The organism is Streptomyces sp. ISL-98, assembly GCF_018614055.1.
GTDB classification, from domain to species: Bacteria; Actinomycetota; Actinomycetes; order Streptomycetales; family Streptomycetaceae; genus Streptomyces; species Streptomyces spiramyceticus.
In genome coordinates this window covers 80,832-92,873 of the sequence record NZ_JAGGPB010000016.1, presented here as the reverse complement: position 1 = coordinate 92,873, position 12,042 = coordinate 80,832, and the positions used below count along the sequence as shown (strand labels likewise).

The window sequence follows — 12,042 nt, the reverse complement described above, 5'->3', positions numbered from 1 at the left end:
CACACTCGTCACGCTGCTCACACTGGTCACTCCGCTGAGCTGGTTGCGCTCAGCCGAGTAGGTGGGCGGCCAGGAGATCGCCCAGCGCCTCCTCGTGCGCGGCGGCCGGGCCGAGCGAGAGCTCGATCTGCTTGGCCCACGCGTGGTAGCGGTGCAGGGGGTAGTCGGTGTCCGCGCCGAAGCCGCCGTGCAGATGCTGCGCGGTCTGGACGACGCGGCGTACTCCGTCGGAGGCCCAGATCTTTGCCACCGCCACATCGCCCGTAACGGGCAGGGCGCCGTTCGATGCCGTGGTCAGCCGCCAGGCCGCCTGCCAGAGGGTTACTTCCATGGCGCGCAGGTCGATGTAGCGGTCGGCGGCCTGGACGGCGACGGCCTGGAAAGTAGCGACAGGGAAGCCGAACTGCTCCCGCTTGCCCGTGTATTCGCTCGTCATGGCCAGTACGCCCTCGCCGAGCCCCAGCGCCAGTGCGCACATTCCGGTGGTGAGGAGATCACGCAGCCACTCCCAGGCGCCGTCGGCATCGATCACCTCGTGGGCCGTGACCCGTACTGCATCGAGGCGGACCTCGGCGAAACGCTCGCCGCTGGTGGAGACCTGGTCGGCGAGAGTGACGCCTGCGTGGGTGCGGGGGACCAGGGCGACCACGGCGCGGCCCGCGCCGGTGTGCGCGGGCACGGCGATACGATCCGCTGTCTGCGCCCAGGGCACGCCCGTCTGGACCCCGTCGAGGACCCAGCTGTCGCCGTCCCGCTCTGCCGTGACGGCCAGCTCGGCCGGGTCGTGGCCGGTGCGGCCGTTGGAGCCGACCGTGAGCACCAGCTCGCCGCGGCCGACCCGGGGAAGGATTTCGGCGCTCAACTCGGGTGCGGCGTAGGCCTGTACAGCCATCGCGACCGCGCTGGTCTCCAGCAGCGGTACGCGGGCGAGCACCTTCGCGGACTCGCGCAGCACCAGGCACAGTGCGATGGGGTCGAGGCCCGCCCCGCCGTGCTCCGGGGCGAGGACCAGGCTCAGCAGGTCGGACCCCGCAAGCCTGGCCCACAGCGGGCGGTCGAAGTCCTCGGCCACCGGGCCCGGCGTGAGCGCGGGGCTCGGCACTCCGTCGGGCGCGACGCCCGAGAAGACCGCCTTCGCCGCCTCGACGGCCGCCTGCTGCTCCTCGGTGAAGGTGAAGTCCACTTCCTTGCCCTCCCGTGCCCCGGTTCCGCATTCACCTGACGGGGCGTCAAGATAGAACACGTTCTTGAAAAAGGACACAGGCAGCGGGAAAGTCAGCGGTCGAAGTCCAGCTCCACTTCCGGTGTGGCCGGGTGGGACTGGCAGGCCAGGACATAGCCCGCGTCGGTTTCCTCCTGCTCCAGCGCGTAGTTGCGGTCCATCCGCACCTCGCCGGATACGAGGAAGGCCCGGCACGTTCCGCACACCCCGCCCTTGCAGGCGTACGGCGCGTCCGCGCGGCTGCGCAGCACCGTTTCAAGCAGCGATTCGCCGTCCTGTACCGGCCATTTGCCCGAGCGGCCGTCGAGGGTGGCGGTGAGGGTGCTGTGGGCGGGTGCCGCGACCGCCGCGACGCCGGCCGTGCCCGTGCCCGTGCCCTGGTCCACGTGGAAGATCTCCTCGTGGATACGGTTCCTGGCCACTCCGAGACCGCGCAGCGCGCGCTCGGCACCCTGGACGAGACCGAAGGGCCCGCACAGGAACCAGCCGTCCACGTCAGCCACCGGCAGCAGCGCCGGCAGCAGTTCCGTCAGCCGCTCCTCGTCGAGGCGTCCCGACGGAAGCCCCGCCTGCTGTTCCTCCCGGGAGAGCACCGTGACGAGCTGAAAACGGTCCGGGTAACGGTCTTTGAGGTCGGCGACCTCCTCCAGGAACATCGTCGACGCCGCCGTGCGGTCGCTGCGTATCAGGCAGAACCTTGCGCCCGGCTCCTTTGCCATCAGCGTCGCCGCGATCGACAGCACCGGCGTGATGCCGCTGCCGCCGACGATCGCCGCGAAGTGCCCCGGGCGCGGTTCCAGGACGAAGCGGCCCGTCGGGGCCATGACCTCGATGGTGTCGCCGACGGCCAGTTCCTTGAGTGCGTACGTCGAGTACTCGCCGCCGTCGACCAGCCGGATGCCCACGCGCAGCTCCGGGTCCAGCGGATCTTGCGTGGCCGGTGCGCAGATCGAGTACGTACGGCGGATCTCCTCGCCGTCCACGATGCGGCGCAGCGCGATGTGCTGGCCTGGTGTGTGGCGGAAGGTCTCGCGGAGGTCGGCCGGCACGGTGAGGGTGACTGCCACCGAGTCGTCCGTGAGCCGCTCGACCTCGCGGACCCGGAGCGGATGGAACATCTACAACTCCTTGAAGTGGTCGAACGGTTCGCGGCAGGACACGCAGCGGCGCAGTGCTTTGCACGCGGTGGAGGAGAACCGGCTGAGCAGCTCCGTGTCCGTCGAGCCGCAGTGCGGGCAGCGCACCGACAGCGTGAGGGGCACAGGGCCGCCGTCGGCGGGCTGCGGGCGCGGGGGAGCTATGCCGAACTCCGCCAGCTTGCGCCGCCCCTCGGCGCTGATGTCGTCCGTCGACCAGGCGGGGGACAGGACCGTGCGTACCGATACCTCCGGTATGCCGTGGTCGTGTAGCACGCGCTCGATGTCCGAGGACATCGCCTCGATCGCCGGGCAGCCGGTGTACGTCGGGGTCAGCTCGACCTCGACGCTGCCCGGGCCGAAGACATGGACGGCGCGCAGCACGCCCAGCTCCTCCAGGGTGAGCACCGGCAGCTCCGGGTCGGGGACCGAACCCGCGAGCCGGCGCAGTTCGGCTTCCAGGACTGTCTCGGTCACCATGTCGCCCCCGGGTGGCTGCGGTGCAGATGCTGCATCTCGGCGAGCATCCGCCCGAACGGCTCGGTGTGCAGCCCCTGGCGCCCCGCGCCCGCGGCCCAGGCGCCGCGCTGCGGCCCCTCCGGCACCGTCAGCGTCGCCCGTTCCAGCACGGAAGTGATGGACTCGTGCCAGGCGGCAGCCATGGCCTGCCAGTCGACGTCGACGCCCTCGACCGGCTGGAACATCTCGCCGGTGAAGCGCCACAGCGCGTCGCAGCCGCGCTGCATCCGCTCATGGCTCTCGTCCGTGCCGTCGCCGAGGCGCACCGTCCAGTGCTCGGCATGGTCCTGGTGGTACGCGACCTCCTTGACTGCCTTCGCCGCGAGCGGCGCGAACGGGCCGTCGCCGGCGGCCAACTGCCCGTACAGCAGCATCTGGTAGGTGGAGAAGTAGAGCTGGCGGGCGATGGTGTGCGCGAAGTCGCCGTTCGGCTGCTCGACGAGCTGGAGGTTGCGGAAGGCCCGCTCCTCGCGGAGGTAGGCCAGCTCGTCCTCGTCACCGACGAGGGAGAGCAGGACCCGCGCCTGACCCAGCAGGTCCAGCGCGATGTTGGCGAGGGCCACTTCCTCTTCCAGCACGGGTGCGTGGCCGGCCCACTCCCCCAGCCGGTGCGAGAGCACCAGCGCGTCGTCACCGAGGGCGAGAGCCGCGGGTGCGGATACGGGTGCCGGTGCGGCGCTCACAGGTACTTGGTTCACAGATGCCGCACTCCCTCAGGGATCTCGTAGAACGTCGGGTGCCGGTAGGGCTTGTCGGCGGCCGGCTCGAAGAAGGGGTCCTTCTCGTCGGGAGACGATGCGGTGATCGCCGATGACGGCACGACCCACAGCGAGACGCCTTCCGACCTGCGGGTGTACAGGTCGCGGGCATTGCGCAGGGCCATCTCCGCGTCCGGGGCGTGCAGGCTTCCCGCGTGGGTGTGGGACAGTCCGCGGCGCGAGCGCACGAACACCTCCCACAACGGCCAGTCGGTGTTCGTCATGCTGCTGCCTTCCCATGCTTCGCGGCGTATGCCGTCGCCGCCTCCCGGACCCAGGCACCCTCTTCGTGCGCCCGGCGCCGCTGCGTGATCCGCTGCTCGTTGCACGGACCGTTGCCCTTCAGGACGTCCCAGAACTCGTCCCAGTCGATCGCGCCGAAGTCGTGCTGGCCGCGCTCCTCGTTCCACCGGATGTCCGGGTCGGGGAGGGTGAGGCCGAGCGCCTCGGCCTGCGGGACGGCTATGTCGACGAAGCGCTGACGCAGCTCGTCGTTCGAATGGCGCTTGATCTTCCAGGCCATGGACTGCGCCGAGTGCGCCGACTCGTCGTCCGGCGGGCCGAACATCATCAGCGACGGCCACCACCAGCGGTCCACCGCGTCCTGCGCCATCGCGTGCTGCTCCGGCGTCCCCTTGCTGAGGTGGAGCAGCAGCTCGTACCCCTGGCGCTGGTGGAAGGACTCCTCCTTGCAGATACGGACCATGGCGCGGGCGTACGGACCGTAGGAGCAGCGGCACAGCGGCACCTGGTTGGTGATCGCGGCGCCATCCACGAGCCAGCCGATCGCGCCGACGTCGGCCCAGGTCAGCGTGGGGTAGTTGAAGATCGACGAGTACTTCTGGCGGCCGGAGTGCAGCTTGTCGAGCAGCTCCTCGCGGCCGGTGCCCAGGGTCTCGGCGGCGCTGTAGAGATACAGGCCGTGTCCCGCCTCGTCCTGCACCTTGGCCATCAGGATCGCCTTGCGCCGCAGCGAGGGCGCGCGGGTGATCCAGTTGGCCTCCGGCTGCATGCCGATGATTTCCGAGTGGGCGTGCTGGGCCATCTGGCGGACCAGCGAGGCCCGGTAGGAGTCCGGCATCCAGTCGCGCGGCTCGATGCGCTCGTCCGCTGCCACGGAGGCGTTGAATGCCGCCTCGTACGCGGCTGCCTGCTCTGCCTGGTCCGCCTGCCCCGTCCGCCCGGCCTGATCTTCAGCCGTCGTCCGGTGCGCAGCTGCGGCTGCTGTCGCCATCCGAGCCCCCTGCCGTCCCTTTGCCGTCCTTGCCTGCTGGCAACCGACACTACCGACCGACCGACCGATCGTTCGGTTCGATGACTTCAATGGTGAGTCGACGGCCCGTAGGGTGTCAACCCTGTGGATAACTGCTGTGGACCGACGCTGATCGGGGCGGGATGGATTCGTACGACGACAGGGGCATGACCACCGGGCAGGATCCGGGCCCCGCCGCGGGCATCACAGGCGTCACAGAGACCCCGGAGATCACGGAGAGTCCGGAGTCTCAGGAGAGTGCGGAGAGTGCATCTGCCCCTGATGCCTCGGACGCCTCGGATGCCTCTGGCCGCCCTGGTGCGCAGCGCGGTATCGCCGCGCTTTCCCTCCCACATCAGGTCGTGGCCGCCGTCGCGCTCGCCGTCGTCGGCGTCCTCGCCTGTGTGCATCTCGGGATGGTCTTCCTGCACGTCGCCCCCTCCAACACCCTGAGCAAGCAGCACGGTGAGGCGGTCGACGAGTGGGTCTACCCCGAGTTCGAGCAGAACTGGAAGCTCTTCGCACCCAATCCGCTGCAGCAGAACATCGCCGTACAGGCGCGGGCCCAGGTCCGTACGGCAGAGGGGCAGTGGGAAACCACCGGCTGGACAGACCTCTCCGCCCAGGACGGCGATGCGATCCGCGGCAATCTGCTGCCCAGCCACACCGACCAGAACGAATTGCGCCGCGGCTGGGACTTCTACACCGCCTCGCACGACAGCACCAACAAGCCGAACGGCCTGCGCGGGGCGCTCTCCGAGCGCTACATCCGCCGCATCGTGCTGCTGCGCTTCGCAGGTCAGGACATGGGTGGCCAAGTCGAGCGGATACAGGTCCGGTCGGAGACGACGTGGGTGAAGGCCCCGCCGTGGAGCGACGAGAAGACCAACAACCGGCCCGCCCACCGGGTTCTCCCGTGGTGGTCGGTCACCGCGGCGGATCTGGCCGACGGTGCCCGTGCAGAGGGTACGGAGGCGGTTCGGTGAGCGTCGTCGACCGCACTCTCGCGCGCGCCGTCCAGCGCGTCACTTCCACCGCCCTCGGCCCGTATCAGAGCGCCGTCGTCCGGATCGGGTTCTCCCTGACCTGGCTGCTCTTCCTGCTCCGCGAATTCCCGCACCGCCGTGAGTTGTACGGGCCCGACGGGCCCTGGAGCTGGGACATGGCCCAGCAACTGATAGCGAACAACCACGCCTTCACCGCGCTCATGTGGTCGGAAAGCGGCGTCTGGTTCGAGATCGTGTACGGGCTCGCGGTCGTGTCAGCCGTGCTGCTGATGATCGGCTGGCGCACCCGCACGATGTCCGTTCTGTTCATGATCGGTGTGCTGTCCCTGCAGAACCGCAGCATCTTCGTAGGGGACGGCGGCGACAACGTCATCCACCTGATGGCGATCTACCTGGTGCTGACGCGCTGCGGGCAGGTGTGGTCGCTGGATGCGCGGCGCGGGGGCGGGAGCGGGGACTGGGACGCGGGCAGTCGGGACCTTATGGACGGTGCCGACCGGGTCGGGGTCCTTCTCTGGTCCGTCCTTGGCGCCTTCCTCGCTGCCGTTTCGTTCATGGGCGTTCTCAGCTGGGGCTGGTTGCTCATCCTCTGGGGGCTGTGGGCGGCGCACGCCCTGTGGTGGGCCGCGGGCCGTTACGCGCCAGGTGAGCCGCGCATCCTGCTGGATGTCTTCGCCAACCTCGCGCACAACGCCGCCCTCTTCGTGATCATGGCGGAGGTCTGCCTCGTCTACGCGACCGCCGGCTGGTACAAAATCCAGGGCTCGCGCTGGCAGGACGGCACCGCGCTCTACTACCCGCTTCATCTCGACTACTTCTCGCCCTGGCCGGTGCTGTCCGGGCTGCTCGCCTCCAGCGGCGTGATTGTGATGCTGCTGACGTACGGGACGGTGGCCGTGCAGGTCGCCTTCCCCTTCACGCTGTTCAACCGGCGGGTCAAGAACGTCCTGCTCGCGGTCATGATCGCCGAGCATGCGGCCATTGCCGTGCTGCTCGGACTGCCCTTCTTCTCGCTCGCGATGATCGCCGCCGACGCGGTCTTCCTGCCGACGGGCTTCCTGCGGTGGATCGGCGGCTGGGCGGCTCGGGGGAGGGAGCGGCTGGGGATGGGGATGCTGGGGCTTGGCGCCGCGGGCAAGGTGCGTGCCGAGTCCGAGCGGAGTTCTGTGGGCGCGGAGACGGACCGTACGCTCGTTGGGTGAGCAGCGAAATCTCTGACCCTGACTTTGATATTTCCGGCCCCGAGGTTCCCCTTCAGTACGACGAGGGGTTCGCGGCGCCCGAGATCGGCGTGGGCCCGCACCCTCGGCCGTGGCCGGAGGGGGAGCGGTACGACCCGGAGCTGCTCGCGAACGGCGACCGGCGCAATGTCGTCGATCCGTACCGCTACTGGCGGCGCGAGGCGATCGTCGCCGACCTGGACATGCGGCGCCACGACTTCCACGTGGCCGTGGAGAACTGGGGCCACGACTTCAATATCGGGTCCGTCGTGCGCACTGCGAACGCTTTCATGGCCAAGGAGATCCACATCGTGGGGCGGCGGCGCTGGAACCGGCGCGGTGCGATGGTCACCGACCGGTACCAGCATGTGCGCCATCACCCGGACACGGCGGAACTGACGGCTTGGGCCGCGGCGGAGGGGCTGCCGATCATCGGGATCGACAACCTGCCGGGCGCTGTGCCGCTGGAGCGGACCGAGCTGCCGCGGCGGTGCGTGCTGCTCTTCGGGCAGGAGGGGCCCGGGCTTACGGAGGAGGCGCGTAAGCACGCGGCGATGGTGTGCTCGATCGCGCAGTTCGGCTCGACGCGGTCGATCAACGCGGGGGCTGCGGCGGCGATCGCCATGCATGCGTGGGTGCAGCGGTACGCGGCGATTGCGGAGCCGGGCGTGTGAGGCGCGGGTGGCTGTAGGTGGGGGCGCGGCTGTCTGTGCGTGCGATGGGACGGGGTGCGGTGCGGGCGGGGCGCCTGCGGCGGGCCTGTTCCCCTACCCGCCCCTTCCCGAACTGGGGGCTCCGCCCCCAGGCCCCCCACGAGGGTGGGGAAGCGTAGGGGGCTGACGCCCCACACCCCCGGACGCCGGCTTCGCGGCGCAAGGCGCCACGCCCGCCGTCCGGGTGTGTGGCCGGGCCGACGTCGTGCCGGGCCCGCGGGCCGGCCACGTATGTCGGCCCGCGTTGGCGTCGGCGTGTCCGTTACGCCTGCCTGCGTACCTCCACCACTCGGAAGCGGTTTGCTACGAATGCTCCGTCGCACAGGGCCGCGTTTGCTGCCGGGTTGCCGCCTGTGCCGTGGAAGTCGGAGAACGCGGCCGTCTGGTTGACGTACACCCCGCCCGTCAGGTTCAGCGACAGCTGTGCTGATTCCTCCAGGCAGACCTCCTCGATTGCGGCCTCCGTGACCTGCGACGTCGTGTACGCGCCCACCGTCATCGCGCCCTTCTCGCGGACCGTACGGCGCAGCAGGTCCAGGCCGCCCTCCGTCGAGTCGACGGCTACCGCGAAGGAGACCGGACCGAAGCACTCGGACATGTACGGCGCATCAGCGTCCGGCTTGGTGCCGTCGAGCTTGACCATGACCGGCGTACGGACCACCGCTTCCGGGAAGTCCGGGTTCGTGACCTCCCGCGACGGGAGAGCCACTTCGCCGAGTCCCGCAGCCGCCTCCAGGCGAGCCTTGACGTCGGGGTTCACGAGTGCGCCCAGCAGTGCGTTCGCGCGGGCGTCGTCGCCCAGCAGGCCGGCGACCGAGGCTGCGAGGTCGGCGACCACCTCGTCGTAGGACTTCGCGCCCGCGTCCGTCATGATCCCGTCCCTCGGGATCAGAAGGTTCTGCGGTGTGGTGCACATCTGGCCGCTGTAGAGGGACAGGGAGAACGCCAGGTTGGACAGCATCCCCTTGTAGTTGTCCGTCGAGTCGATGACGACCGTGTTGACGCCGGCCTTCTCCGTGTAGACCTGCGCCTGGCGGGCGTTGGCCTCCAGCCAGTCGCCGAACGCCGTCGACCCCGTGTAGTCGATGATCTTGATCTCGGGGTGGACCGCGAGGGACTTGGCGATGCCCTCGCCGGGGCTATCGGCGGCCAGTGCGACCAGGTTCGGGTCGAAGCCCGTCTCCGCCAGCACCTCGCGAGCGGCCTGGACCGTCAGGGCCAGGGGGAGGACCGCGCGGGGGTGCGGCTTGACCAGGACGGGGTTGCCGGTGGCCAGAGAGGCGAAGAGGCCCGGGTAGCCGTTCCACGTCGGGAAGGTGTTGCAGCCGATCAGCAGCGAGATGCCGCGCGGGACGGCGGTGAAGGACTTCTTGAGGTCGAGCGGATCGCGCTTGCCCTGCGGCTTGGACCAGTCCGCGAACCCGGGGGTGCGGGCCTGCTCGGCGTACGCGTACGCCACGGCCTCCAGGCCGCGGTCCTGGGCGTGCGGGCCGCCGGCCTGGAACGCCATCATGAACGCCTGGCCGCTGGTGTGCATGACCGCGTGCGCGAATTCGTGCGTACGGGCACTGATCCGGGAAAGGATCTCCAGGCAGACCAGGGCGCGGGTCTCGGGCCCTGCCTCTCGCCACGCGGCCATGCCCGCGCGCATGGCGGGCAGCAGAACGTCGATGTCGGCGTGCGGGTATTCGATGCCCAACTCCGGGCCGTACGGCGACACTTCGCCGCCCGTCCAGCCGTCCGTGCCGGGCTGGTCGAGCTCGAAGCGGCTGCCGTGCAGGGCCTGGAAGGCCGCGAGCCCTTCGGCGGCGCTCAGGCTGCCGTTCTCGCCGTATGCCTTGGGGTGCTCGTGGTGCGGGGACCAGTACTCGCGCGTACGGATCACGTCCAGCGCCTTGTCGAGCGTCGTCCGGTGCTTCTCGGACAACTGGGGTGTGGTGAGTTCGGCGGCCATGGCGGACCAACTCCTCGTCGAGCCGGGCAGGGGCAGGCGGACACGAGCTACAGTAACCGAACGATCGGTCGGGACAAGAGGGCCCGATAAAACCTGTGGACAACTCGTACGGGAGGATCGGGTCATGACAGCAATCGATCGAGCCCGCACTGTCGCCGTCGTAGGCACCGGCACCATGGGCCAGGGCATCGCCCAGGTGGCACTCCTCGCCGGTCACCCGGTGCGCCTGTACGACGCCGCTGCCGGACGTGCGGCGGAGGCCGCCGGGGCCGTCGGCGCGCGCCTGGACCGGCTCGTCGAGAAGGGCAGGCTGGAGCGCGGGGACGCGGACGAGGCCCGCGCCCGGCTGCATGCCGCCGACGACCTCTCCGAGCTCTCCGACGCCGCGCTCGTCGTCGAGGCGATCGTCGAACAACTGCCGGTCAAGCAGGAGCTCTTCGCCGCGCTCGAAGCGATCGTTGCTGAGGACTGCCTCCTCGCCACCAACACCTCCTCCCTCTCCGTCACGGCCATCGCAGGGCCCCTGAAGAACCCCGGCCGCTTCGTAGGGCTGCACTTCTTCAACCCGGCGCCTCTCCTCCCCCTCGTCGAGGTCGTCAGCGGCTTCGCGACCGACGAAACGAGCGCCACGCGCGCGTGGGCGACGGCCGCCGCCTGGGGCAAGACCCCGGTGCGCTGCGCGGACACCCCCGGTTTCATCGTCAACCGGATCGCCCGCCCCTTCTACGCCGAAGCCTTCGCGGTGTACGAGGAGCAGGGCGCCGACCCGGCCACCATCGACGCCGTACTGCGCGAGTCGGGCGGTTTCAGGATGGGCCCCTTCGAGCTGACCGATCTGATCGGACAGGACGTCAACGAGGCCGTCACCCGCTCCGTCTGGGACTCCTTCTTCCAGAGCCCCAAATTCGCCCCCTCCCTCGCCCAGCGCCGCCTTGTCGAGTCCGGCCGTCTGGGCCGGAAATCGGGCCACGGCTGGTTCCCGTACGCCGGATCCGACAGTGCCCCGAAAACCGCGCCGCACACTGCCGCCCCCACCGCCGCTCCGGAAGCCGTCACTGTCGTCGGAGACCTCGGCCACGCCGACGCCCTCGTCGCGATGATGGAGGAGGCCGGAATCGCCGTGGAGAGGGTCGGGACGGGCGGCCCGTACATCGAGCTGCCCGGCGAAGGACAGCTCGTCCCGGCGGACGGGCGGACCTCCGTCGAGTACGCGGACGTCGTCTACTTCGACCTCGCCCTCGACTACCGGGGCGCCACCCGTATCGCGCTCTCCGCCTCCGAGGACACCTCCGCGCAGGCCGTCGAGGAGGCCACCGGCCTCTTCCAGAAGCTCGGCAAGGACGTCAGCGTCATCGGCGACGTCCCCGGCATGATCGTCGCCCGTACGGTCGCCATGCTGATCGACCTCGCCGCCGACGCCGTCGCCAGGGGCGTCGCGTCGCCCGAGGACATCGACACAGCGATGCGCCTCGGTGTGAACTATCCGCTTGGCCCCGTCGAATGGAACCGCCTCCTCGGCACGGACTGGGCGTACGACCTGCTGAAGAACCTGCACGAGTGCTGCCCGACCGGGCGCTACGCCCCGTCCCTGGCGCTCTACCGGCAGGCGTTCGCCGCCAAGGAGGAGACCGCCTCGTGACCACCGCCAAGCGCGACACGTACACCCCCGAGACGCTCCTGAGCGTGGCCGTCCGGGTCTTCAACGAGCGCGGCTACGACGGCACCTCCATGGAGCACCTCTCCAAGGCCGCCGGCATCTCCAAGTCCTCGATCTACCACCATGTCTCGGGCAAAGAAGAGCTGCTGCGGCGTGCAGTCAGCCGCGCGCTCGACGGGCTCTTCGGCGTCCTCGACGAGCCGGGTGCGGTGCGTGGGCGCGCGATCGAGCGAGTGGAGTACGTGACCCGCCGTACCGTCGAGGTCCTGACCGCCGAGCTGCCCTACGTCACGCTTCTCCTGCGCGTAAGAGGCAACACGAAGGCCGAGCGCTGGGCGCTGGAGCGGCGCCGCGAGTTCGACCACCGGGTCGCCGATCTGCTCAAGGCGGCGGTCGCGGAGGGCGATCTGCGCGCCGACGTGGACATACGGCTGGCCACCCGGCTGCTCTTCGGAATGATCAACTCCCTGGTGGAGTGGTACCGGCCGCAGGCAGCCGAAGGCGGGGCGGTTTCCGGCAGTCCCGAGGGCGATCAGCTCGCCGACACCGTCGTACGGCTCGCCTTCGACGGGCTCCGCACCAGCCGCTGAGGCATCCAGCCGCT

Annotated in this window: 12 protein-coding genes; 5 read left to right on the top strand and 7 right to left on the bottom strand. The window is 69.9% G+C overall.

The genetic code is table 11. The features are described from left to right. Positions 1-49: 49 nt before the first annotated feature. The 6 genes from J7I98_RS12165 to paaA all read right to left on the bottom strand — a co-directional run bounded on the left by J7I98_RS12165 (position 50) and on the right by paaA (position 4,869). Positions 50-1,183 carry an acyl-CoA dehydrogenase family protein gene (locus J7I98_RS12165; RefSeq protein WP_214920662.1) on the bottom strand — a complete coding sequence of 378 codons (1,134 nt, stop codon included), beginning with the start codon at positions 1,181-1,183 and terminating at the stop codon, positions 50-52. Between the two features lie 92 nt (positions 1,184-1,275). After that, positions 1,276-2,340 carry a 2Fe-2S iron-sulfur cluster-binding protein gene (locus J7I98_RS12160; protein ID WP_214920661.1) on the bottom strand — a complete coding sequence of 355 codons (1,065 nt, stop codon included), beginning with the start codon at positions 2,338-2,340 and terminating at the stop codon, positions 1,276-1,278. Beyond that, the gene (gene paaD, locus J7I98_RS12155) at positions 2,341-2,838 is read right to left on the bottom strand and encodes a 1,2-phenylacetyl-CoA epoxidase subunit PaaD (RefSeq protein WP_214920660.1); all 498 of its coding nucleotides are present in this window, start codon (positions 2,836-2,838) and stop codon (positions 2,341-2,343) included. Further along, complete coding sequence (paaC, locus tag J7I98_RS12150) at positions 2,832-3,575, bottom strand: 1,2-phenylacetyl-CoA epoxidase subunit PaaC (protein WP_308377732.1); 744 nt, start codon at positions 3,573-3,575, stop codon at positions 2,832-2,834. The genes paaD and paaC overlap by 7 nt, the downstream gene beginning before the upstream one ends. After that, entirely contained in the window at positions 3,572-3,859 is a 288-nt protein-coding gene (paaB, locus tag J7I98_RS12145; RefSeq protein ID WP_214920659.1) for a 1,2-phenylacetyl-CoA epoxidase subunit PaaB, read from the bottom strand. The genes paaC and paaB overlap by 4 nt, the downstream gene beginning before the upstream one ends. Continuing rightward, positions 3,856-4,869, bottom strand: coding sequence for a 1,2-phenylacetyl-CoA epoxidase subunit PaaA (gene paaA / locus J7I98_RS12140; protein WP_214920658.1), 1,014 nt, complete (start codon positions 4,867-4,869; stop codon positions 3,856-3,858). Before paaA ends, paaB begins: the two co-directional genes overlap by 4 nt. 185 nt (positions 4,870-5,054) lie before the next feature. Between paaA and J7I98_RS12135 the strand changes: the two genes are divergently transcribed. From J7I98_RS12135 to J7I98_RS12125, 3 genes are read left to right on the top strand one after another with little or no spacing between them, the layout of a single operon-like run. Continuing rightward, positions 5,055-5,873, top strand: coding sequence for a DUF5819 family protein (locus J7I98_RS12135; RefSeq protein WP_251020498.1), 819 nt, complete (start codon positions 5,055-5,057; stop codon positions 5,871-5,873). After that, positions 5,870-7,096 carry an HTTM domain-containing protein gene (locus tag J7I98_RS12130; RefSeq protein ID WP_214920657.1) on the top strand — a complete coding sequence of 409 codons (1,227 nt, stop codon included), beginning with the start codon at positions 5,870-5,872 and terminating at the stop codon, positions 7,094-7,096. The genes J7I98_RS12135 and J7I98_RS12130 overlap by 4 nt, the downstream gene beginning before the upstream one ends. Beyond that, a complete protein-coding gene (locus J7I98_RS12125) occupies positions 7,093-7,788 on the top strand; it encodes a TrmH family RNA methyltransferase (protein WP_274560622.1) in 696 nt (231 codons plus the stop codon). The genes J7I98_RS12130 and J7I98_RS12125 overlap by 4 nt, the downstream gene beginning before the upstream one ends. A gap of 301 nt (positions 7,789-8,089) precedes the next feature. Here the strand turns inward: J7I98_RS12125 and paaN are convergent, their stop codons facing one another. Beyond that, positions 8,090-9,781, bottom strand: coding sequence for a phenylacetic acid degradation protein PaaN (gene paaN, locus J7I98_RS12120; RefSeq protein ID WP_214920656.1), 1,692 nt, complete (start codon positions 9,779-9,781; stop codon positions 8,090-8,092). Between the two features lie 124 nt (positions 9,782-9,905). Here paaN and J7I98_RS12115 point away from each other — a divergent pair, with 124 nt between their 5' ends. Beyond that, positions 9,906-11,420 carry a 3-hydroxyacyl-CoA dehydrogenase gene (locus J7I98_RS12115; protein WP_214920655.1) on the top strand — a complete coding sequence of 505 codons (1,515 nt, stop codon included), beginning with the start codon at positions 9,906-9,908 and terminating at the stop codon, positions 11,418-11,420. Next, positions 11,417-12,028: a TetR/AcrR family transcriptional regulator gene (locus tag J7I98_RS12110; protein WP_214920654.1), complete on the top strand. Its 612-nt coding sequence runs from the start codon at positions 11,417-11,419 to the stop codon at positions 12,026-12,028. Before J7I98_RS12115 ends, J7I98_RS12110 begins: the two co-directional genes overlap by 4 nt. Positions 12,029-12,042: the final 14 nt, after the last annotated feature.